This window comes from Mesorhizobium sp. M1088, from assembly GCF_040318575.1.
GTDB lineage: Bacteria > Pseudomonadota > Alphaproteobacteria > Rhizobiales > Rhizobiaceae > Mesorhizobium.
Genome location: NZ_JAMYMO010000003.1, coordinates 119,710 through 141,035 on the forward strand (window position 1 = coordinate 119,710; position 21,326 = coordinate 141,035).

At 62.2% G+C, this 21,326-nt stretch carries 20 protein-coding genes; 11 read left to right on the top strand and 9 right to left on the bottom strand.

All coding sequences use genetic code 11. The features are described 5' to 3' along the window. Positions 1-5: 5 nt before the first annotated feature. Positions 6-287 (bottom strand): type II toxin-antitoxin system RelE/ParE family toxin, encoded by a 282-nt coding sequence (locus NKH49_RS05245; RefSeq protein ID WP_352471757.1) that lies wholly within the window; start codon positions 285-287, stop codon positions 6-8. A 113-nt stretch (positions 288-400) separates the two neighbouring features. After that, positions 401-2,224 carry a glutamine--fructose-6-phosphate transaminase (isomerizing) gene (glmS, locus tag NKH49_RS05250; protein WP_352925314.1) on the bottom strand — a complete coding sequence of 608 codons (1,824 nt, stop codon included), beginning with the start codon at positions 2,222-2,224 and terminating at the stop codon, positions 401-403. A 227-nt stretch (positions 2,225-2,451) separates the two neighbouring features. On the opposite strand from glmS, the gene NKH49_RS05255 reads away from it, so the two are divergent. After that, the gene (locus NKH49_RS05255; RefSeq protein WP_023679968.1) at positions 2,452-2,805 is read left to right on the top strand and encodes a hypothetical protein; all 354 of its coding nucleotides are present in this window, start codon (positions 2,452-2,454) and stop codon (positions 2,803-2,805) included. A 1-nt stretch (position 2,806) separates the two neighbouring features. Here NKH49_RS05255 and glmU read toward each other — a convergent pair whose 3' ends face one another. Together glmU and NKH49_RS05265 are read right to left on the bottom strand one after the other, a co-directional pair. Further along, the gene (gene glmU / locus NKH49_RS05260) at positions 2,807-4,168 is read right to left on the bottom strand and encodes a bifunctional UDP-N-acetylglucosamine diphosphorylase/glucosamine-1-phosphate N-acetyltransferase GlmU (RefSeq protein WP_352925316.1); all 1,362 of its coding nucleotides are present in this window, start codon (positions 4,166-4,168) and stop codon (positions 2,807-2,809) included. A 130-nt stretch (positions 4,169-4,298) separates the two neighbouring features. Further along, the gene (locus tag NKH49_RS05265; RefSeq protein ID WP_352925318.1) at positions 4,299-5,246 is read right to left on the bottom strand and encodes an AraC family transcriptional regulator; all 948 of its coding nucleotides are present in this window, start codon (positions 5,244-5,246) and stop codon (positions 4,299-4,301) included. 128 nt (positions 5,247-5,374) lie between these two features. Between NKH49_RS05265 and NKH49_RS05270 the strand changes: the two genes are divergently transcribed. Then, positions 5,375-6,268: an SDR family oxidoreductase gene (locus tag NKH49_RS05270; RefSeq protein ID WP_352766709.1), complete on the top strand. Its 894-nt coding sequence runs from the start codon at positions 5,375-5,377 to the stop codon at positions 6,266-6,268. Positions 6,269-6,292: 24 nt separating this feature from the next. Here NKH49_RS05270 and NKH49_RS05275 read toward each other — a convergent pair whose 3' ends face one another. Then, the gene (locus NKH49_RS05275) at positions 6,293-7,039 is read right to left on the bottom strand and encodes a cytochrome c biogenesis CcdA family protein (protein WP_352471765.1); all 747 of its coding nucleotides are present in this window, start codon (positions 7,037-7,039) and stop codon (positions 6,293-6,295) included. Between the two features lie 188 nt (positions 7,040-7,227). On the opposite strand from NKH49_RS05275, the gene NKH49_RS05280 reads away from it, so the two are divergent. The 9 genes from NKH49_RS05280 to rpmG all read left to right on the top strand — a co-directional run bounded on the left by NKH49_RS05280 (position 7,228) and on the right by rpmG (position 16,911). After that, positions 7,228-7,605: a COG4315 family predicted lipoprotein gene (locus tag NKH49_RS05280; protein ID WP_352540636.1), complete on the top strand. Its 378-nt coding sequence runs from the start codon at positions 7,228-7,230 to the stop codon at positions 7,603-7,605. Between the two features lie 447 nt (positions 7,606-8,052). After that, positions 8,053-10,668 carry a type I DNA topoisomerase gene (gene topA / locus NKH49_RS05285; RefSeq protein WP_352925321.1) on the top strand — a complete coding sequence of 872 codons (2,616 nt, stop codon included), beginning with the start codon at positions 8,053-8,055 and terminating at the stop codon, positions 10,666-10,668. Between the two features lie 6 nt (positions 10,669-10,674). Continuing rightward, positions 10,675-12,981 carry a ribonuclease R gene (rnr, locus tag NKH49_RS05290; protein ID WP_502907837.1) on the top strand — a complete coding sequence of 769 codons (2,307 nt, stop codon included), beginning with the start codon at positions 10,675-10,677 and terminating at the stop codon, positions 12,979-12,981. Further along, entirely contained in the window at positions 12,981-13,433 is a 453-nt protein-coding gene (locus NKH49_RS05295) for a DUF983 domain-containing protein (RefSeq protein WP_023679976.1), read from the top strand. Before rnr ends, NKH49_RS05295 begins: the two co-directional genes overlap by 1 nt. Positions 13,434-13,505: 72 nt before the next feature. Next, positions 13,506-14,240 carry an NUDIX hydrolase gene (locus NKH49_RS05300; protein WP_352925323.1) on the top strand — a complete coding sequence of 245 codons (735 nt, stop codon included), beginning with the start codon at positions 13,506-13,508 and terminating at the stop codon, positions 14,238-14,240. Between the two features lie 16 nt (positions 14,241-14,256). Next, a complete protein-coding gene (locus NKH49_RS05305) occupies positions 14,257-15,432 on the top strand; it encodes an MFS transporter (RefSeq protein ID WP_352925325.1) in 1,176 nt (391 codons plus the stop codon). A 110-nt stretch (positions 15,433-15,542) separates the two neighbouring features. Then, positions 15,543-16,004: a YqfO family protein gene (locus tag NKH49_RS05310; protein WP_352925327.1), complete on the top strand. Its 462-nt coding sequence runs from the start codon at positions 15,543-15,545 to the stop codon at positions 16,002-16,004. 51 nt (positions 16,005-16,055) lie between these two features. After that, positions 16,056-16,424, top strand: a complete 369-nt coding sequence (locus NKH49_RS05315; RefSeq protein ID WP_352471772.1) for a YybH family protein — start codon at positions 16,056-16,058, stop codon at positions 16,422-16,424. Positions 16,425-16,743: 319 nt separating this feature from the next. Further along, complete coding sequence (gene rpmG, locus NKH49_RS05320) at positions 16,744-16,911, top strand: 50S ribosomal protein L33 (protein WP_006201775.1); 168 nt, start codon at positions 16,744-16,746, stop codon at positions 16,909-16,911. 67 nt (positions 16,912-16,978) lie between these two features. Here rpmG and NKH49_RS05325 read toward each other — a convergent pair whose 3' ends face one another. From NKH49_RS05325 to NKH49_RS05340, 4 genes are all read right to left on the bottom strand, one after another. Continuing rightward, positions 16,979-18,046 (bottom strand): ABC transporter ATP-binding protein, encoded by a 1,068-nt coding sequence (locus tag NKH49_RS05325; RefSeq protein WP_352925329.1) that lies wholly within the window; start codon positions 18,044-18,046, stop codon positions 16,979-16,981. Positions 18,047-18,050: 4 nt separating this feature from the next. Next, on the bottom strand, positions 18,051-18,899 hold the full coding sequence (locus NKH49_RS05330) for a carbohydrate ABC transporter permease (RefSeq protein WP_352502457.1): 849 nt from the start codon (positions 18,897-18,899) through the stop codon (positions 18,051-18,053). Then, positions 18,899-19,822, bottom strand: a complete 924-nt coding sequence (locus NKH49_RS05335; RefSeq protein ID WP_352705847.1) for a carbohydrate ABC transporter permease — start codon at positions 19,820-19,822, stop codon at positions 18,899-18,901. Before NKH49_RS05335 ends, NKH49_RS05330 begins: the two co-directional genes overlap by 1 nt. A gap of 213 nt (positions 19,823-20,035) precedes the next feature. Beyond that, a complete protein-coding gene (locus NKH49_RS05340) occupies positions 20,036-21,313 on the bottom strand; it encodes an ABC transporter substrate-binding protein (protein WP_352925332.1) in 1,278 nt (425 codons plus the stop codon). Positions 21,314-21,326 lie beyond the last annotated feature (13 nt).

Genomic DNA, 21,326 nt, shown 5'->3' on the forward strand with positions numbered 1-21,326 from the left:
CCCGCTCAATGGTAGTCGACGATCTTCACCTCTTCGGCGCCAGCGTTGGTCCATTTGAAGCAGATACGCCATTGGTCGTTGATACGAATTGAATGCTGCCCAGCTCTGCTCCCTTTCAGGGCTTCAAGGCGATTTCCGGGTGGCGATCGAAGGTCGACCAATTGTGCGGCGTTTTCGATCGCTCGAAGACGACGTTCGCCACGGGCAACCAGATCCGGTGGAAAACCTTTCGGAGTCTTCCCCTCGGCAACCGCTTCCACCGCTTTGCCTTTGAACGAAACGATCAACTTCTGCCCTCGTCTTGTATCATACATTGATACAAGACAGGGTGCAAGAAATACGTATCAATAACTGATACTAAATTGTCGCTGGACCCTATCGGCAGCCGTTTGGAAACCGATCATTCCACCGTTACCGATTTCGCCAGATTGCGCGGCTGGTCGACATCCGTGCCCATGAACACGGCGGTGAAATAGGCGAGCATCTGGATCGGCAGTGCGTAGATGATCGGCGAGATGATTTCCGGCACGTCCGGCAAAACGATCGTCTCCATCGTCTTCACCGTGGCGTGCGCGGCGCCCTTGCTGTCGGTGATCAGGATGATCTTGCCGCCGCGCGCCGCCACCTCCTGCATGTTCGAGACGGTCTTTTCGAAGATACGGTCATGCGGGGCGATGACGATGACGGGCATGTTCTCGTCGATCAGCGCGATCGGGCCGTGTTTCAACTCGCCGGCGGCATAGCCTTCGGCGTGGATATAGGAAATTTCCTTGAGCTTCAGCGCGCCTTCCAGGGCCAGCGGAAAATTGGTGTCGCGGCCGAGATAAAGCACGTTCTTGTAGTGCGAGAGGTCGCGCGCGATCTTTTCGATCTGCCCGTCGAGCTTTAGCACCTGGTTGGCATAACGCGGCGCTTCCGACAGCTCGCGTATCAGCGTTTTCTCCTGCTCCTGCGAAATCGTTCCGCGCGCCACGCCGGCCCGCACCGCCAGCGAGGCCAGCACGGAAAGCTGGCAGGTGAACGCCTTGGTCGAGGCGACGCCGATCTCCGGGCCGGCCAATGTCGGCAGGATGACGTCGGATTCGCGCGCCATGGTCGATTCGCGCACATTGACGACCGCGCCGATCTTCATGCCGGCCTTGCGGCAGTAGCGCAGCGACGCCAGCGTGTCGGCGGTCTCACCCGATTGCGAGATGAAGAAAGCGGCATCGTTCTTCGACAGCGGCATCTCGCGATAGCGGAACTCCGAAGCGACATCGATGTCGACCGGCAGCCGCGCATAGCGCTCGAACCAGTATTTGCTGATCAGCCCGGCGAGATAGGCGGTGCCGCAGGCTGAGATCGCCAGCCGGTCGATCTTGGCGAAATCGAACGGCAGGTCGAGCGGCTTCGAGACGCCGCTGATGAAATCAACATAATGCGCCAGCGTGTGCGAGATCACTTCCGGCTGCTCATGGATTTCCTTTTCCATGAAATGGCGGCGGTTGCCTTTGTCGACCATGAAGCTCGTGCTGAGCGACTGTTGGCGTTTGCGGTCGACCTTGTTGCCGCCCATGTCGAAGATATCGACCTCGTTGCGGCGCACCACCGCCCAGTCGCCGTCTTCCAGATAGGTGATCGAATTGGTGAAAGGGGCAAGCGCAATGGCGTCGGAGCCAAGGAACATCTGGCCGTCGCCATGACCGACCGCGAGCGGCGGGCCATTGCGCGCGCCGACGATCAGATCCTCGTCGCCCTTGAACATGATGGCGAGCGCAAAGGCGCCTTCCAGCCGCTTCAGCGCCTTGTGCGCCGCCTCAACCGGCTTCAGCCCCTTGGCCAGTTCGCGCGCCACCAGATGAGCGACGACTTCGGTATCGGTCTGCGAGGCGAAGCTGTAGCCGTCGCGCATCAGCTCGTCGCGCAATTCGGCGAAATTTTCGATGATGCCGTTATGGACGATGGCGACGCCGTCGGAAAAATGCGGATGCGCATTGCTCTCGTTCGGAACGCCATGCGTGGCCCAGCGCGTGTGGCCGATGCCGATCATGCCGTCGAGCGGTTCGTCCTTCAGCAGGCGCTCGAGATTGACCAGCTTGCCCTCGGCGCGGCGGCGGTCAAGCCTGCCGTGCTCGATCGTGGCGACGCCGGCCGAGTCATAGCCGCGATATTCGAGCCTTTTCAGCGCATCGACGATAAGCGGCGCGACCGGCGAGTCACCGACAATTCCAACGATACCGCACATGGCGCTTGCCCCCGATTCCGACCTCAAACCCGGCGCTATTTAGAGACTGCCGGGCTGTCGCGAAAAATCACATTCCATTTCGTCCGGTATCAGCCGGACTATCCTGCACAGATGCACCATGACAGGGCGCACTTGCAATCCGGTTACTGCAATTGCTCAGTTTCTCCGCTTATGTATCCTATCTCGGCTCAACGGCTCCAGAAATCAGTCAAAGACATGATGCGGCTATGAACGAACGAATTGACACGGTGACGCTTTGGCGTCCGGTTGGTCCCCGCGAACTGGAGTTGATCCAGAGGGCAGGGATGCGCGCCTTTCCTCCTCGACTTGCCGATCAGCCGATCTTCTATCCGGTTACCAGCGAGGCCTATGCCACCCAGATCGCCCGAGACTGGAACGTGCCCGCGAGCGGATCAGGTTTCGTGACGCGTTTCGAGGTGCGTCGCAGCTTTCTGGATCGTTACAGCGTCCAGCATGCCGGCAGCCGGGCGCATCTGGAATACTGGATCCCGGCCGAAGACCTGTCGGCCTTCAACGATGCAATTGTTGGCGAAATCCAGCTTGTCGCCGAGTTCCGCTAGTCTACCCTTTTTTGCGGGCCGCCGCGGCCTGAGAAAAACGCTCTCGCAACTCCTTGCCCTTGCCGGGTAGAGTCCGCTGGCGGGCGCGGCCGAAAGCCAGCGCATCGTCGGGTACGCTTTCGGTAATGACGCTGCCCGAGGCGATGTAGCCGCCCTTGCCGATCGACACCGGCGCCACCAGCGAGGAGTTTGAGCCTATGAAGGCGCCCTCGCCGATATCGGTGAAGAATTTCGAATAGCCGTCATAATTGCAGGTGATGGTGCCGGCGCCGATATTGGCGCCGGCACCGATGCGGGCATCGCCGATATACGTCAGATGGTTGACCTTCGCGCCCTCCTCGACGATCGCCTGCTTGACCTCGCAGAAATTGCCGACCTTGGCCTTGGTTCTCAGATCGGCCCCGGGCCGCAGCCGCGCGAACGGCCCGACATCGCAATTCGACGCGATGGTGGCGCCTTCGATATGGCTGAAGGCATGGATCTTGACCCCCGTCGCGATTTTCACGTCCGGCCCGAACCAGACATTGGGTTCGACGATCGTATCGGCGCCGATCTCGGTGTCGTGCGAGAAGAACACAGTTTCGGGCGCGATCAGCGTAACGCCAGAAAGCATCGCCTCGCGCCGCCGGCGCTGCTGCCAGATACCTTCCGCCTGGGCAAGCTCGGCACGGTTGTTGATGCCGAGCGCGTTCTCGAAACTGGCTTCGGTGGCGACGACATCAAGTCCCTGGGCAGCGGCGATCTCGACGATGTCGGTGAGATAATACTCGCCCTTGGCGTTCTTGCTGCCGACTTGATCGAGCAGCTTCAGCGCGTGCCTGCCGGCGACCGCCATCAGCCCGCCATTGCAGAAGGTGATCTTTTTCTCCTCGTCCGAGCAGTCCTTCTCCTCGCGGATGGCCACGAGCTTGCCGGCCTTTTCGATAAGCCGGCCGTAGCCCGAAGGATTTTCCGTACGGAAGCCGACCACGACGACGGCCGCACCTTCCGCCAGCTTCAGCCTCGCCGCCGCGAGCGCTTCCGGATCGATCAACGGCGTGTCGCCAAACATCACCAAGATATCGTCATAACCTTTTGATATTGCTGCACGTGCGGCAAGCACGGCGTGCGCGGTGCCTAGACGTTTTTCCTGAACGAAAGCCTCGGCCTTCGGCGCAAACTTGAGTGCAGCCTTGCGCATCTCATCGGCGCCATGGCCGATCACCAGCGCCAATTCGCCGCTGCCGGCGGCTTCGGCCGCCTTGACGACATGGGCAGCCATCGGCAGGCCCGCGATTGTGTGCAGCACTTTCGGCACTGCACTCTTCATGCGCGTGCCTTCACCGGCGGCGAGGATGATGGACAGGCAGGATCTCTGGCTCATGGGGACAGCAACCGTTGAAAGGGGTCTGGAATCGAAGCGTTAGTAGCACCGGCGCCATGCTGCACCAATGCGGTTAAATTCCGGTGAGACGGTGGAACCTCCAACCCGCGACACGCTCAAGCCGATCGGCTCAGGCGGCTTCCGCCTCGTTGCGTGATGCGAAGCTGGGGGCTCGGCCACGGCCGTATTGCCGTGGCGAACAGTTCATGACCCGCTTGAAGGCTGTGCTGAAGGCGCTTTCGGATTCGTAGCCGAGCGAAAGCGCTATGACGGCGACGGGATCGCTGGAATTCGTCAGCCGGTCGCCAGCCAGCAGCATTCGCCAGCGCGTCAAATAGTCCATCGGCGACGCGCCAACCGTCTCCTTGAATCTGAGCGCAAAGGTCGATCGCGACATGCCGGCCCGTTCCGCCAGTTCCTGTAGCGTCCAGCCATGCGCCGGATCGTCATGCATGGCGCTGATCGCCGCGCCGATCTGTTTGTCCGCGAGGGCAAAGAGCCAGCCGATGCCACCTTTCAATCCTTCCGAAAGATGCAGCCGCAGCGCCTGAACCAGCATCATGTGGGCGAGGTGCTGGATCATCAGAAAGCCGCCCGGCTGCGGCTCGCGCAGCTCCTGCATCATCCGCTCCACAGACCAGCGCAGCGCCGACTGGTCCGACTCTTTGCGGATATGCACAATGGCTGGCAGCATCCGCAACAGCATGCCGGCATGATTGCCGCCAAGCGCGAAGCGGCTGCTGACCAGAAAGAAATCACCACCGTCATTGTGGGTCACAACACCGCCGGCTCGCGCAGGCGGAAAAATCTTGACGGCTTCAACAGGCGTCAAGCTCATGTCGCTTGCAAGGCGGAAAGGCCGTCCACTCGGCAGCAAGAAGCTGTCTCCCGTCTCAAGGCGCACTGCGTCAGCAACACCCTCCACAGACAGCCAGCACCGGCCGGAGACCACCGCTCCGGTCTTGATGCTTTGCTGCTGGTCGGGGAACTGGATCGACCATTCACCACCAGCATCGAAGCCGGCCGACATATAGTTTCGCGGCTTCAGCAGCGAGAGCACATCTGAAAGGGGATCCACAGGTCATTCCGGACGATTGCGAAGATAATACGGACTTTGCCGCATAGATCGTATTTTCTCAAGCGCCTATCACGACACAACTGAGCCGCGAAAATGGTCGTGGCCAGAAACGGACAGGAGAAGTCGTGATGCGTGTTTTCGTTACCGGAGCGACCGGATTCGTCGGTTCTGCCGTCGTTCAAGAACTCATCGGCGCCGGCCATCAGGTGCTCGGCCTCGCCCGCTCGGCGGCGTCGGCCAAGTCGCTTGCAGCCACCGGAGCCGAGGTGCATCGAGGTGACCTCGAAGCCCTCGAAAGCCTCAGCAGGGGCGCAGCGGCAGCTGATGGAGTGATCCATACCGGCTTCAACCACGACTTCTCGAAATTCGCGCAAAATTGCGAGATGGACCGGCGCGCCATCGAGGCCTTGGGCGGTGCACTCGAAGGCTCCGAGCGGCCCCTGCTCGTCACCTCCGGGACCGCGCTCCAGGCGCGGGGCCGTATCGCGACCGAGGAAGATGCGCCTGTCCCATCTTCCGCTTCGTATCCCCGCGCCTCCGAAGCGACAGCCGCCGCGCTGGCGGCACGCGGCGTGCGCGCGTCGGTTGTGCGCCTTCCTCCGTCGGTCCATGGCCAAGGCGACCACGCTTTTGTTCCTATTCTCATCGACCTCGCTCGCAAGAAGGGCGTGTCGGCCTATATCGGCGAAGGGCTCAATCGCTGGCCTGCCGTGCATCGGTTCGATGCCGCCCGCGTTTACCGGCTTGCGCTCGAGCATGGAGCCGATGGCGGGCGATATCACGCGATCGCCGAAGAAGGCGTGCCGTTCAAGGACATCGCCGGCGTGATCGGCCGGCGCCTGAACGTGCCGGTCGTCGCCAAGTCCGCGGAAGAAGCCGCCGATCATTTTGGCTGGTTCGCTATGTTCGCGGCGATGGATGTCCCGACCTCGAGCGAACGGACCCAGGCGCTGCTGGGGTGGCAGCCGAGCGGACCCGGGCTGATCGCTGATATCGACCAGCCGGGCTATTTCGAAGGCTGAACAGACCCATGTCGGGCGGCAAACCTATCCCAATTGCCCCAGCACCGGAAAATTCTCGAGCAACCAATAGGACACCGCCTGCACGCCGCCGGTCAGGAAAAACACGCCGGCGACCACCAGCAACGCGCCGATGGCCTTTTCGACGCGGCCGAGATGGACGCGGAATTTCCCGAGAAAGCGCATGAAGGCGCCTGAAAACAGCGCCGCAACGAGGAAGGGAATACCGAGGCCGAGCGAATAGGCGGCGAGCAGCAGCGCGCCCTCGCCCACCGTCTCGCGGCCGCCGGCAAGCGTCAGGATCGGCCCCAGCACCGGGCCGATACAGGGCGTCCAGCCAAAGGCGAAGGCCAGGCCCATGACGTAAGCGGCGATCAGGCTGGCCGGCTTGCCTTGTGACTGGAAGCGCGCCTCGCGTGAAAGCAAAGGGATGCGCAGTACGCCGAGGAAATTCAGCCCCATCAGGATGATCAGCACGCCTGCCGCCATTGCCAGCGGCTCCTGCCAGACTCGCAGCAAATGGCCGATGGTCGAGGCGCCGGCGCCGAGCGCGACGAAGACGGTCGAGAAGCCGAGCACGAAGGCGATTGAGGAATTAATCAGCGCGCCTCGCGCGCCGGCCTTTGCCGTAATGCCGGCCTCGCCGCGGAAATCGTCGACCGACACGCCGGCCATATAGCACAGGTAAGGCGGCACCAGCGGCAGCACGCAGGGGGACAGGAAGGAAATTGCTCCCGCCCCGATCGCACTGACATAGCCGACGTCCAATGCCATTTCCGTCTCCCGATGACTGCGCAGCCATATAGCCGCGACAACAGCCGTCCGCCAATCACCATCGCGTGGCCCCATCACATTGGGTAGCAAGTCGGCGCCCGCCCGGGAAGAAAGGGCAGCCAGGCAGCGTTGATCAAACGAAACTGCGTTGTTCCGCACGCTTTTCGAAATGACCCAGGGAGAAGTCCATGAAAACGATCGCAATTGGCATGGCCGCGCTTTTGCTCGGCACTGCCGCATCCTTCGCTGCCGAGGCGTGGAAGGAAGCGGAGGTCGGCGGCACCAAGATCTACACCGACGCCAGCGGCATGACGCTCTACACCTACGACAAGGACGAGGCGGGCAAGTCGAACTGCTACGACAAATGCGCCGCCAATTGGCCGCCGCTGAAGGCTGACGCCAACGCCAAGGCCGAGAGCGAGTGGACGATCGTCGACCGCACCGACGGCACCAGGATGTGGGCCTACGAAGGTAAGCCGCTCTACACGTTCATCAAGGACAAGAAGGCCGGCGACGTGACCGGCGAGGGTGTCGGCGGCGTCTGGCATATCGCCAAGGCCGACTAGGCCTTGAGCTTCTGATCGGCCGTAACGGGCGGTAACACGGCTGGTCGCTGGGAACTCGACCCAACCGCCCCGGCGGCCAGCTTTTCAGCACGGTACTTCCTTGCGACTGTCCGAGCAAAATGCCGGGCAAGCGATTGCGCGCTTTACAGCATCTGTTCAAGCAGGGCTGGCGCGTGCTCCATGTTTCTCTTATATCCGCGGGAGAGTTTGTCCCGTTCTCCAGGATCAATTGCCGGGTTTGTCCAGCGATAGGCTGCTCATTTCCCTTGTCCAGGATTGCGGAAATCGCATGGCGCGCCGTTGGGTTGCGCATTCGGTACAGGGCCGCATTTTGACTGCTTGGCCTTGACCGGATGCAAAAGCGCGGCCATGTGAGCGACACATTGAACGAGATTTCGTCGCGCGCAGCGGAATTCTTCTGCCGCATCACAACTGATATGAGACCGTATGGACGTCGTCGTCGTCGAATCGCCGGCCAAGGCGAAGACAATCAACAAGTACCTCGGCAAGAACTACAAGGTTCTGGCCTCGTTCGGCCATGTCCGCGATCTGCCGGCCAAGGATGGCTCGGTGCGTCCGGATGAGGACTTTGCCATGTCCTGGGCCGTCGACACCGCGTCTGGAAAGCGTCTCGCCGATATCGCCAAGGCGGTCAAGGACGCCGACGGGCTGATCCTCGCCACCGATCCGGACCGCGAGGGCGAAGCGATCTCCTGGCATGTCCTGGAAGTGCTGAAGCAAAAGCGCGCATTGAAGGACAAGCCGGTCAGCCGCGTCGTCTTCAACGCCATCACCAAGGCGTCCGTGCTGGAGGCGATGGCCAATCCGCGCCAGATCGACGCGCCGCTGGTCGATGCCTATCTCGCTCGCCGCGCGCTCGACTATCTGGTCGGCTTCACGCTGTCGCCCGTGCTGTGGCGCAAGCTGCCCGGCGCCCGCTCCGCCGGCCGCGTCCAGTCGGTGGCGCTGCGTCTGGTCTGCGACCGCGAATCCGAGATCGAGCGCTTCATCCGCGAGGAATACTGGCAGGTCGCCGCCATTCTCGGTACGCCGCGCAAGGATAATTTCGAGGCGCGGCTGACCGCCTTCGAGCGCAAGAAGCTGCAAAAGCTCGACATTTCCAACAAGGCGCAGGCCGACGACATCAAAGCGATGCTCGAAGGCGCCAGCTTCAAGGCGGCGTCTGTCGAAGCGAAGCCGACCAAGCGCAATCCCGGGCCGCCCTTCACCACCTCGACGCTGCAGCAGGCAGCCTCATCGGGTCTCGGCTTTTCGGCCAACCGCACCATGCAGGTGGCGCAGCGGCTCTATGAGGGCATGGAGATCGGCGGTGAGACCACCGGCCTGATCACCTATATGCGGACCGACGGCGTGCAGATGGCACCGGAGGCGATCTCTGCCGCACGCGATGCGATTGCCAAGGAATTCGGCCCTAAATACCTGCCTGAAAAGCCGCGCTACTATTCCGCCAAGGCCAAGAATGCCCAGGAGGCGCACGAAGCGATCCGTCCGACCGATTTCATGCGCACGCCGGCTTCCGTCAGGCAGTATCTCGACGCCGACCAGGCGCGGCTTTACGAGATGATCTGGAAACGCGCCATCGCCAGCCAGATGCAGCCGGCCGAGATAGAGCGCACCACGGTCGAGATAGAGGCAGTCAACGGCCCGCGCACCGCCGAGCTTCGCGCTGTAGGCTCGGTTGTTCGCTTCGACGGCTTCCTTGCCGCTTACATCGAGCAGAAGGAAGAAGATTCGGAAGACGAGGAAAGCCGCCGCCTGCCCGAGATCCGTGCCGGCGAGCAGCTCACACGCGAGGCGATCAACGCCACCCAGCACACCACCGAGCCGCCGCCGCGTTATTCGGAAGCTTCGCTGATCAAGAAGCTGGAAGAGTTGGGCATCGGCCGGCCGTCGACTTATACGGCGATCCTGAAGACGCTCGAGGATCGTGACTATGTCACCATCGACAAGCGCAAGCTGGTGCCGCAGGCCAAGGGCCGGCTATTGTCGGCCTTCCTCGAAAGCTTCTTCGAGCGTTATGTCGAGTACGACTTCACCGCTTCGCTGGAGGAAAAGCTCGACGAGATTTCCGACGGCAAGCTCGCATGGAAGGACGTGCTGCGCGATTTCTGGAAGGATTTTTCCGGCGCCGTCGCCGACATCAAGGAGTTGCGCGTCACCGACGTCCTCGATGCGTTGAACGAGGAACTGGCGCCGCTGGTCTTTCCCGCGCGGGAAGACGGTTCGAACCCGCGCATCTGTCCGAAATGCGGCACCGGCAACCTGTCGCTGAAGCTCGGCAAGTTCGGCGCCTTCGTTGGCTGTTCGAACTATCCCGAATGCTCCTTCACCCGCCAGCTCGGCGACGCCGCCAATCCCAATGGCGAGAACGGCGGTGGCGAAGACGGCACCAAAGTGCTCGGCAAGGACCCCTATACCGCCGAGGAGATCACGCTGCGCAATGGCCGGTTCGGCCCCTATATCCAGCGCGGCGACGGCAAGGATGCCAAGCGCTCCAGCCTGCCCAAGGGCTGGACTGTCGATTCGATCGATCACGAAAAAGCACTCGCCCTTTTGTCGCTGCCGCGCGACGTCGGCAAGCATCCGGAATCCGGCAAGATGATTTCGGCCGGGCTGGGGCGCTACGGGCCGTTCGTGCTGCATGACGGCACCTACGCCAATCTCGACAGCATCGAGGACGTGTTCTCGATCGGCCTCAATCGCGCCGTCTCGGTGATCGCCGAGAAGCAATTGAAGGGCAAAGGCGGCCGCAATGGCGGCACAGCCGCTGCGCTCAAGGAACTAGGCGAGCATCCTGCCGGCGGCGGCAAAATAGTCGTGCGCGACGGCAAATACGGGCCTTATGTGAATTTCGGCAAGGTCAATGCGACGCTGCCGAAGGGCAAGGATCCGCAATCGGTGACGATCGAGGATGCGGTGGCGCTCATTGCGGAAAAGGAAGCCAAGGGCGGCAACGGTGCCAGGAAGCCCTTCCGCAAAGCGGCCGCGCCTGCGAAGAAACCGGCTGCGGCCAAAAAACCGGCGGCCAGGAAAAAGGGATAGGACGGGTTGGCGCGCAAAGTCTCCGGAAGAAGCCACGGCGATCTGCGCACCGCCGATACCCGTGCCAAGGTCAGGGACAATTACCGGCCTTCACGCGACGAGATACTGCGTTACATCGCCGAAAATCCGGACCGCGCCGGAAAACGCGACATCGCCAAGGCGTTTGCGCTGCGCGGCGAAGACCGTATCTGGCTGAAGGACGTCTTGCGCGACCTGCAGGATGAAGGCCTGCTGACCAAGGAGCGCAAGCGGCTTGCCCGTGTCGGCGCCCTGCCCCACGTCGCGGTGCTCGACATCTTCGGCCGTGACGCCGACGGTGTGCTGCTGGCGCACCCGACCGAAGCGATCGGCAATGGCGAACCTCCGGTCATAGCGATCCGCGTGTCGCGCGGCGGCAATGGGCCGACGCCGGGCATCGGCGACCGCGTGCTGGCCAAGACCTTTCCGACCGACGATCCGGCAGGCCCGGCCTATACGGGCCGGGTGATGAAGATATTCGAGAAGCGCACCGATGCGGTTCTCGGCGTTTTCCGTGTGCTGAAGGACGGCACGTTCCGCATCGAACCGGTGGAAAGGCGTCAGCCGGAGCTGGTCGTCGACAAGGAATTCCAGAACGGCGCCAAGAACGGCGACCTGGTCGAGGTCGAGCCGGCACGGGCCTCGCGCTACGGGCTGCCGCGAGCCAAGGTTCTGGCGGTGTTGGGGTCGCTGACCAGCGAAAAGGCGGTCTCGATGATCGCCATCCACGCACACGACATTCCGCATATTTTCCCCGCCGACGTCATCGCCCAGGCGGAGGCGGTCAAGCCGGCGACGCTTGCCGGCCGCGAGGATTGGCGCGAGCTGCCGCTGCTCACCATCGATCCGGCCGATGCCAAGGATCATGACGACGCGGTGTTCGCCATGCCTGACACCGACGAGAAGAACGCCGGCGGCGTGATTGTCACCGTCGCCATTGCCGATGTCGCTGCATACGTGCGCTATGGCACGGCGCTCGATCGCGAAGCGCTGAAGCGCGGCAATTCGGTCTATTTTCCCGACCGAGTCGTACCGATGCTGCCGGAGCGCATCTCGAACGACCTCTGTTCACTGCGCGAGGGCCAGGATCGTCCGGCGATAGCGGTGCGTATGACTTTCTCGGCCGATGGCCACAAACTCAGACATTCCTTCCATCGCGTCATGATGAAGTCGGCGGCGAAACTCGCCTATCAGCAGGCGCAAGCGGCGATCGACGGCGCACCGGACGACACGACTGGCCCGATCCTCGATACGGTGCTGAAGCCGCTATGGGACGCCTACGCGATCCTGAAGCGCGGCCGCGACACCCGCCAGCCGCTCGAACTCGATCTGCCCGAGCGCAAGATCCTGCTCAAGCAGGACGGCACCGTCGACAAGGTCGTCGTGCCGGAGCGGCTCGACGCGCACAAACTGATCGAAGAGTTCATGATCCAGGCCAATGTCGCCGCCGCCGAGACACTCGAGGCGAAGCGCCAGGCGCTGGTCTACCGCATCCACGATGCGCCCTCGCTCGCCAAGCAGGAATCGCTGCGTGAATTCCTGCAGACGCTCGGCCTGTCGCTGGCGCGCGGCGCGCAAATGCTGCCGAACCAGTTCAACGGCATCCTCGCTCGCGTGCGCGGCGCCGATAATGAGGGGCTGGTCAACGAAGTGGTGCTGCGCTCGCAGAGCCAGGCCGAATATTCGCCCGCCAATATCGGCCATTTCGGCCTCAACCTGAAGCGCTACGCGCATTTCACCTCGCCGATCCGTCGCTATGCCGACCTGATCGTGCATCGTGGGCTGATTGCCGCACTCGGCCTTGGTCCGGGGGGCCTGACGCAGGACGAGGCGGAGCGGCTGGAAGAGGTCTCGGCGCTGATTTCGGCGACCGAGCGGCGCGCGATGGCCGCCGAGCGCGACACGGTCGACCGGCTGATCGCCGCCTTTCTCGCCGAGCGCATCGACGACCGTTTCGACGCCCGCATCTCGGGCGTCACCAAATCGGGCCTGTTTGTCCAATTGCCGCAGTACGGCGCGGATGGCTTCATTCCGGTTTCAACCCTGGGCGGCGACTACTATATATACGACGAAACTGCTCGATCGCTTTTCGGAGAACGCACCGGCAAGGGCTATCAGCTTGCTGATCGCGTCGAGGTTCGCCTGATCGAGGTGGCGCCGATGGCCGGCGCGATGCGTTTCGAGATGCTGACCGAGCCAAAGCCGCTGCCCGGCTCCAAACGGTCGTTCCACAAGGCCAAAGGCCGCGCCCGGGCGTCGCAATCGCGTCCAGGCTCGCGCGGCAGGAGACGGTAATGCCAACAGAACTGCAGGTGGAAGAACGGATTTTCGGTGGCGAACATCACTCGGGCCGGACCGCCCGGCCGCTATGGACGGCAATGAAGCGCGGCATGCTCGGCCGCTGCCCGCATTGCGGCGAGGGCAAGCTGTTTCGCGCCTTCGTCAAGACCGTCGACAAATGCGATCATTGCGGCGAGGAGCTCCACCACCATCGCGCCGACGACCTGCCGGCCTATCTCGTGGTCGTCATTGTCGGCCACATCGTGCTCGGGGCCTTCATGGGTGTCGAGGCGACCTCGACGCTGTCTACCTGGCAGCACATCGCCATCTGGGTGCCATTGACCATCATTCTGGCCGTCGTCCTGCTGCAGCCAGTCAAGGGCGCTGTCATCGGCCTGCAATGGGCATTTTATATGCACGGCTTTGGCGGTGAAGAAGATCTGATCGAGTCGCATCCCGAGGCTTGAAACCGAGGCTGGCGCAATCGGCATGGCTGGACGCCACTTTCGCATCGGAGAAGATTCCGCTAGGTCGAGCGCATGGACGTTATGACCAAGGCGGAAGTCGACAAGGTTGAGCGGAACGCGCTCGAGGCCAAGCCTATACGCCCGCGCGACGCCGCGACGCTGATCCTGCTCGACCGCAAAGGCGACGAATTCCTGGTGCTGATGGGCCGCCGCCACGCCGGTCATGCCTTCATGCCGGGAAAATTCGTGTTTCCCGGCGGCCGCACCGATCCGGCCGACAGCCGCATCTCGACAGCCACCGCACTTCATCCCGAGGAAGAAGCGAGATTGACCGCTGGCATCGGTCGCACCAGCCCGGCTCGCGCCCGCGCCATAGCCTTGTCGGCAATCCGCGAAACCTATGAGGAGGCCGGCCTGCTGATCGGTCAAAAAGGCGTGTTCGCAACCGCCAGGCGCGACTGGCAGGGCTTTGTCGAGCACGGCGTCATCCCATCATTGCAAGCGCTGCGCTTCGTCGCACGCGCCATCACCCCGCCCAACCGGGTGCGCCGCTTCGATACGCGCTTTCTCGCCGCATGGCGCGACGATGTCGCCGTTGAACTGCCGGATGGCGGTCCGACCGACGAGTTGGAAGACGTCGTTTGGCTGCCGCTGGCCAAGGCTCGGCAAACCGATATTCCAGACATCACGCGCACCGTCCTGGAGGAGTTGGTAACGCGGCTCGCCCGGGATCCGCTGCTGAGCCCCGGCGGTCCCGTGCCGTTCTACCGGCTTGTCCGCAATCGCTTCGTCCGCGAAATTCTCTAGAGCAGCCAGGCATTCCATGACAGTCGATATCCAGCCGCAGGGCAAGGAACGCGTACACTGGCTGCCGATGGTCGCGGCGATCTCGTCGATCAGCGTCGTCGGCATTGCCATCGGCCTTGGCATGCCGCTGCTCAGCGTGATCCTGGAAACGCGTGGCCATTCCGCGTCGATGATCGGTCTCAACACCGCGGTCGCTGGCCTCGCTTCGATAGCCGGCGCGCCGCTCGCCACTCCGCTTGCCATGCGGTTCGGGGTCGCCTGGACGATGCTTGCCATGATCGCCGCCGGGGCGCTGGCCTTTGTCGGTTTCCATTTCGCGCCAGCTTTCTGGATGTGGTTTCCGCTGCGCGTGCTGCTGCATATCGCGCTGACGGTGCTGTTCATCCTGTCGGAATTCTGGATCAGCACCTCGGCGCCGCCACACCGGCGCGGACTGGTCCTCGGCATCTATGCCACCGTGCTGTCTCTCGGCTTTGCCGCCGGGCCTTGGCTGTTCGCCCATCTCGGCAGCAGTGGCTTCCTGCCCTTCGGCGTTACCATCGCCTTGGTTACGCTCGCTGCCATACCGGTCCTGGCGGCACGCAACGAGAGCCCGACGATCGTCTCGGACGGCGAAACCAGCAATTTCCTGCGTTTCATCTGGCTGGTGCCGACGGCGACCGCCGCCGTGCTGGTGTTCGGCGCGGTCGAGACCGGCGGCTTTGCACTGTTCCCGGTCTACGGTAGCCGCATCGGCTACTCAGAGGCGGACGCCGCCCTTTTGCTCACCATGATCGGGCTTGGCAACGTGCTGTTACAGATCCCGATCGGCATGATCAGCGACCGCGTAAGCGACCGTCGCTATCTGCTGATGGCCTGTGCCACCGTCGGGCTTGCCGGCACGGTCTTCATGCCGTACTTCGCGCAGAACTGGCATTTGATGGCAGCGCTTCTGTTCGTCTGGGGCGGTGTGGTCGCTGCCATGTACACAATCGGCCTGGCGCATCTCGGCTCGCAGCTTTCCGGCCACGAATTGGCCTCCGCCAACGCCGCCTTCGTGCTCTGCTACGGCGTCGGCATGGTGCTTGGCCCGCAGGCGATCGGCATCGGCATGGACGCTTTCGGGCCGTCGGGCTTCGGTTGGGCGCTCGGCCTGTTCTTCGCCTGCTATATCGTGCTGGTCGGCACCAGGCTGCTCCGCAAAATCCTCTGAGTCGGCCCAGCTGCCGACATCGCTCCCACTGCTGACCAACTACTGACACAACCATGTCAGGAGGGCTCGAGTATATGCTCCCCCAAAGTGCATAAGCAGGGAGACCTCGGATGATCGATAGTGGCTTTGAAACGAAATCGCTGCGGATGGAACTGCTGCTGCTGGTGACCTTTCAGGCACCGGCAGCCGATGTCGACCGCATCATGGAGGCGGTGGTCGCGATCGCGCCGCTCGGAATGGGCAAATATGACCGCAATGCCTTTCAGTCGGCGGACGGCATCGAACGTTACCGGCCGCTTGAAGGTGCCGCCGCCGGCGCCGAGACGGAATTGCGCAGGCGGTCGGGGACTGTCGAGGTGTCGTTCGAACTGCCTGATGACCAGAAGCTCGCCGCACGCGTCGTCGAGGCGATTTATCAGGTTCACAGCTATCAGGAACCGGTGATCCGCATTCAGCCACTGCTTGCCAGCCGCTCCAAGGGTCTCGACGACCGCACCAACCCGAACCGCTGGTGGAACACGACGGGAGACTGGAAGAAGGCGTTACAACCGGAAACCGTCGCGGCGGAGTGACCGGAACCTGGTCGTATCTCGGTTTGAATTTGGCTGTCAGGAAGCCTGCCGATGAATGATGAAGCAAACCGCAAACCGGCAAGCGATCCCCAGGACCTGGCGCGGCTATTGGTTTCTCGCGAGCAAGCGGGAGACGCGGAAGGAATGGCTGCTCTTTACGAACCCGGTGCCATCCTCGATACCGGCAACGGACAGTTGGCCTGCGGCAGAGATGCCATCCGCCGATTTTACGCCAAGTTGGTGGCAGCGGGACGAAAGTTTGATCTCGGAGATCAGCGTCCGGCTATCATCAACAGGGATTTGGCGCTCACTTCCACGCGCCTTGCCGACGGCACCGTTACTGCGGAAATCGCTCGCCGGCAAGGTGACGGGAACTGGCTTTGGGTGATCGATCAGCCGTCCATCGCTCGATATTCATAGCCAGCATTCAAACTGAGACGCCACCCAGAGGACGGCCGGAGGCACACAGGAGCCTCCCGCGGCTGTCGGCACCCAATCAACTTGTCGGGTTTTGGTAGCACTCAATGTCCGCTTCGTCCCCAGCCTCCATCGGCTGGCATAAACCCGGACAACTCATGTGCTACCTAATCCGGACAACTCATCTGCTTACGACACAGAACCTGGACAAGGGTTGACTTTCCGGGCGCGTTCTTTATGTGTCGCGGCAAGTTTCCCGCGTCCGGGTGTTTCCCCGTGCTCCAGCGGCCAAAACTCCACGAACATTTAACGGACGAATATCATGGCCAAAGCCGCAAACATCAAGATCAAGCTTCTGTCGACCGCCGACACCGGTTTCTTCTACGTGACCAGCAAAAACAGCCGCACCAAGACGGACAAGCTGTCGTTCCGCAAATACGACCCGGTCGCCAAGAAGCACGTCGAATTCAAGGAAACCAAGATCAAGTAATCGGGTTTTCTGTCGCAGTACCGAAACGCCGCCTTCCGGGCGGCGTTTTTCATTTCGGGATGCAGGGTTAGCCGATGCGATCGCCGCATGCCGGATCGAACAGATGGAGCGATGCCGGATCAGCCGACAGGCGCACGGCCTCACCTGGCTTCACGCTGGCCCGGCCCATGGCAAACACGCAGACCTGCTGGCCGGCAAGCCTGGCATAGAACTGGGTGGACAGGCCGAGCGGCTCCACGACACCCACCTCGCCCTTCAGCGCGCCATTGTCGGCGAGCCGGATATGCTCGGGCCGCAAGCCGACGGTGATCGCATCGCCATCCCTGAGCGGCAGTCCGTCCGGCAGCCTCAGCTTTTGGCCGTCGGCCAGGATGGCATCCGGCTTGGCGCCCTTTTCAACCACGGCAGACAGAAAATTCATGCCGGGCGAGCCGATGAACCCGGCGACGAACATGTTGACCGGCCGGTCGTACAGATCGAGCGGCACACCGACCTGCTGGACGAGGCCGTCATGCATGACGACGATGCGGTCGGCCATTGTCATCGCTTCGGTCTGGTCGTGGGTGACATAGACCGAAGTGGTCTTCAATTGCTGGTGCAGCGCCTTGATCTCGGCACGCATGTGAACGCGCAGCTTGGCATCGAGGTTCGAAAGCGGCTCGTCGAAGAGAAAGACCTTCGGGTCGCGTACGATGGCACGGCCCATGGCGACGCGCTGACGCTGGCCGCCGGATAATTGCCGAGGCAGGCGCTGCAGAAGCGCATCGAGCCCGAGCCGCTTGGCGGCCCCGTCCACCCTTGCATCGATCACCGGCTTCCCGGCCTTCCTCAGCATCAGGCTGAAGCCCATGTTCTTCGACACGTCCATGTGCGGATAGAGCGCGTAGGACTGGAATACCATGGCAATGTCGCGGTCCTTTGGCGCAATGTCGTTGACCAGGCGCTCACCAATATGGATTTCGCCGTCGGAGACCTCCTCCAGCCCGGCGATCATACGCAGCAGTGTCGACTTCCCGCAGCCGGACGGGCCGACCAGAACGACGAACTCGCCGTCGGCGATTTCGAGATCGACCGCGTGCAGAACGCGCACCGCTCCATAGTCTTTGCGGACTTTGTCGAGTGTAACGGAGGCCATCGATCTATCCCTTGACGGCGCCGGCGGTAAGGCCGGTGACGAGGTAGCGTTGCAGGAAGGCAAAGAAGACGCAGACCGGGATCAGCGCCAGGATGGAAGCCGCCATCATCTGTCCCCAGTCGACCGCGAATTTGCCGATATAGGTGAGCAGGCCGACCGCGAAGGTCTTCTGGTCGTCGCTGGAAATCAGCATCAGCGCAAACAGCAACTCGCTCCAGGCGGCGGTAAAGACGAAACCGAGCGTCGCGCCCATGCCGGGTAGCGTCAGCGGCACGATCACCTTGCGCATCGCCTGCAGGCGCGTGCAGCCGTCGATCATGGCTGCCTCTTCCAGGTCTCGCGGGATGCCGTCGAAGAAAGATTGCATCAGGAAGGTCGCAAAGGCCGTATTGAACGCGGTGTAGATGATGACGAGGCCGGTCAGGCTGTTGATGAGGCCGATCTGCCCCATGATGCGGTAGATCGGCGGAATGACCATCACCAGCGGAAAAGTCTGGGTGAGCAACAGGAGGATGGCCAGGGTCGCCTTGCCGCGGAACGAAAATCGCGACATGGCGTAGCCGGCCAGCGTGGCAATGACCGTTACGAAGGCTGCCGTCGACACCGAAACGATAACGCTGTTCAGGAAATAGCGCGGAAAATCGGTGGCTTCGAGCACGGTGACAAAGTTCTGCAGCGTCGCTTGCGACGGCCAGAAAGTGATGCCTTCGGAATAGAGCAGCCGCTCCGGCGTAACCGAGATCTTCAACGTCCAGAAGATCGGGAACAACGCGAAGGCCATATAGGCGGCGATGGCGCCGTAAAGGCCGATACCGCCGAGGACGCGCGAGGAAGCGGAGCGTCCGGCAATCATCAGACGTGCCTCACCAGCGAACGGCGGATGCCGATAAGCGCAACCGCGTAGACGATGAGCAGCACAAGCAGCAGGACCGCCACTGCGGAGGCATAGCCTTTGTCCAGCGACTTGAACGCGCTGACATAGATATAGACCGGCACTGTGGCGGTCGAACCGGCAGGCCCGCCTTCGGTCATGACGAAGATCAGGTCGGCGAATGTGGCGATCCATATCGTGCGCAGCATGACGGTAATGACGATGGTCGGCGCCAGGAACGGCAGCGTCACCTTGGTGAAGCGCTGCCACGGCGAGGCGCCGTCGATCGCCGCCGCCTCATGCAGTTCTGACGGGATCGACTTCAACGCCGCCAAAAGGGTGATGGCAAAAAAGGGAATGCCGAACCAGACATTGGCGACGATCGGCCCCCACATGGCTGTCGAGGGATCGGAGAGCACGTTGGTTGGCTCGGCTTTCAGCCCCAAGGCGTAGAGCCAATGCGGCAGCGGCCCGATGATCGGGTTGAACAGCCAGGCCCAGGTCAGGCCCGAGAGGAAGGACGGTACCGCCCAAGGCAGGAACACCACGGCCTGCACGATCTTTCTGCCCCGGAACGGCGTATCGAGCAGCAGCGCCAGGCCAAGTCCAAGGAAAAATTGGAAGAACAGGCTGGCTGCCGTCCACCATAGCGTGTTGACGAGCGCCTGCCCGAGCACAGGATCCGACAGCATCGCCTGATACTGCCCAAGCCCGACATATTCGGATTTGAAAGCGGAGAATTTGCGGAACGAGTAGCCGACACCGATAACCAGCGGCACCAGGAGCACGACGACCAGCAGCGCGATCGCCGGGCTGAGATAGAGCCAAGGCTCGATCGCGGCATGGGATAGCCGCTTCTTTCGCGGCCTGCCGGCGGATCGGATTTCGGACACGGCATAGGTCATTGGTACTTGATCGTCTCCTGGGTAAGCACGGGCTGGCGACAGCGCCTTCCCCGTTTGCGGGGAGATGCCGGTCCACCCTCCGCAGCTGCAGCGCAGCTGCTGCGGAGGACGGGCAGGCAGATGAGAAGCAGCGCGAGCCAAGTCGGGTTGGCGCCGCCCCTCATCCGTCACGTCGTGACACCTTCTCCCCGTGAACGGGAGAAGGAAGAAAAGCTATTTCTTGTTCTTGGCCAGCCAGTCCTGCTGTTCCTTGGTCAGGAACTTGGCCCATTCGTCGGCCACGTCCTTGGCCGCCTTCTGACCAAGCAGCACTTCCTGAAAATTCTTGATCGCCACCTGGTCTACGAAATTACCAAGGTTTTCCAGATGCGTCGGAGGCGTCACCATCTCGTATTTGTCGCCGTTGTTCAGTTCCTCGAACCAGCCTTTGAACTGCTCGGTCCTGAAGTGGGCGTCCTGGTCGGCGCCGTTGTGGATTGGAATGACACCGACTTCCTTTGCCCATTCCAGATTGTCCTTGGGCGACAACAGCGTCGCCATCAGCTTCCAGGCATCGTCCTTGTGCTGGGAATTGGCGAACATCGCCCAGCCGGCATAACCGAGCGTCGGATAGGATTTGCCGCTCGGCCCGACCGGCATCGGCGCCACGGCGAAATCGTCGGCGCTCATCTTGTCGGCGATGCCGAGCAGCGCGTCGGGATCCTGGTTCAGCATGGCGCAGGTGCCGCTGTAGAACCCGGTGACGGTCTCGTTGAAACCCCAGCTCACCGCATCTTTCGGCGCCAGGCCGTTCTTGTACATGTCGGCGAGCATCTGCAGGCCCTTGACCGAGCCTTCCTCGTTGATGGTCGAGGTGCCGTCCTCGTTGAAATAGCCGCCCTTGCCAGCGGCGATGTTCATGAACATATGCATGCCGTTGAAGGCGCCCGGGCCGCCGCGCAGGCAGTAGCCATATTTGCCCGGTATCGCCGAGATTTTTTTGGAGTCCTCGACGAATTCATCGAGCGTCGCCGGCGGACCGTCCAGACCGGCCTCCTTGAACAGCTTCTTGTTCCAGAACAGCGCGTTCAGGTAATAGCCGTAAGGGATCATGTACTGCTTGTTATCGACCGTCGAGCCGAACTGCTTGGCACGCTCGCCAAGCGTTTTGGCATCATCCCATTTGGCCATGTATGGCCCGAGATCCTCGAGCTGGCCGTTGGTCGCATAGAGGCCCATCCAGCGCTCCGGCATCTCGACGATGTCGGGCGTGTCGCCGGCCTGCACCATGGTGAGGAACTTCTCGAACGCCTGTCCCCAGGGTAGCGATACCAGCTCGACCTTGACACCCGGATTGGCCGCCTCGAATTCGGCGATCTGCTTCTTGAGGAATTCGGTACGCGGCGGGCTGGTGATGACCTCGACCATCTTGATCGTGGAATCGGCCAGCACGCTGCCGGCGGAAATCGCCAGACCCGCGACGGCACCAAGAAGGATGCTCAGTTTTTTCATGTTCAGCACTCCC

What these genes read in the sequence shown, in the direction of transcription:
- glmS (WP_352925314.1), bottom strand. Translation starts at nt 2,224, where the DNA reads ATGTGCGGTATCGTTGGAATTGTCGGTGACTCGCCGGTCGCGCCGCTT.
- NKH49_RS05255 (WP_023679968.1), top strand. Translation starts at nt 2,452, where the DNA reads ATGAACGAACGAATTGACACGGTGACGCTTTGGCGTCCGGTTGGTCCC.
- glmU (WP_352925316.1), bottom strand. Translation starts at nt 4,168, where the DNA reads ATGAGCCAGAGATCCTGCCTGTCCATCATCCTCGCCGCCGGTGAAGGC.
- NKH49_RS05270 (WP_352766709.1), top strand. Translation starts at nt 5,375, where the DNA reads ATGCGTGTTTTCGTTACCGGAGCGACCGGATTCGTCGGTTCTGCCGTC.
- NKH49_RS05275 (WP_352471765.1), bottom strand. Translation starts at nt 7,039, where the DNA reads ATGGCATTGGACGTCGGCTATGTCAGTGCGATCGGGGCGGGAGCAATT.
- NKH49_RS05280 (WP_352540636.1), top strand. Translation starts at nt 7,228, where the DNA reads ATGAAAACGATCGCAATTGGCATGGCCGCGCTTTTGCTCGGCACTGCC.
- topA (WP_352925321.1), top strand. Translation starts at nt 8,053, where the DNA reads ATGGACGTCGTCGTCGTCGAATCGCCGGCCAAGGCGAAGACAATCAAC.
- NKH49_RS05295 (WP_023679976.1), top strand. Translation starts at nt 12,981, where the DNA reads ATGCCAACAGAACTGCAGGTGGAAGAACGGATTTTCGGTGGCGAACAT.
- NKH49_RS05300 (WP_352925323.1), top strand. Translation starts at nt 13,506, where the DNA reads ATGGACGTTATGACCAAGGCGGAAGTCGACAAGGTTGAGCGGAACGCG.
- NKH49_RS05305 (WP_352925325.1), top strand. Translation starts at nt 14,257, where the DNA reads ATGACAGTCGATATCCAGCCGCAGGGCAAGGAACGCGTACACTGGCTG.
- NKH49_RS05310 (WP_352925327.1), top strand. Translation starts at nt 15,543, where the DNA reads ATGATCGATAGTGGCTTTGAAACGAAATCGCTGCGGATGGAACTGCTG.
- NKH49_RS05315 (WP_352471772.1), top strand. Translation starts at nt 16,056, where the DNA reads ATGAATGATGAAGCAAACCGCAAACCGGCAAGCGATCCCCAGGACCTG.
- rpmG (WP_006201775.1), top strand. Translation starts at nt 16,744, where the DNA reads ATGGCCAAAGCCGCAAACATCAAGATCAAGCTTCTGTCGACCGCCGAC.
- NKH49_RS05325 (WP_352925329.1), bottom strand. Translation starts at nt 18,046, where the DNA reads ATGGCCTCCGTTACACTCGACAAAGTCCGCAAAGACTATGGAGCGGTG.
- NKH49_RS05330 (WP_352502457.1), bottom strand. Translation starts at nt 18,899, where the DNA reads ATGATTGCCGGACGCTCCGCTTCCTCGCGCGTCCTCGGCGGTATCGGC.
- NKH49_RS05335 (WP_352705847.1), bottom strand. Translation starts at nt 19,822, where the DNA reads ATGACCTATGCCGTGTCCGAAATCCGATCCGCCGGCAGGCCGCGAAAG.
- NKH49_RS05340 (WP_352925332.1), bottom strand. Translation starts at nt 21,313, where the DNA reads ATGAAAAAACTGAGCATCCTTCTTGGTGCCGTCGCGGGTCTGGCGATT.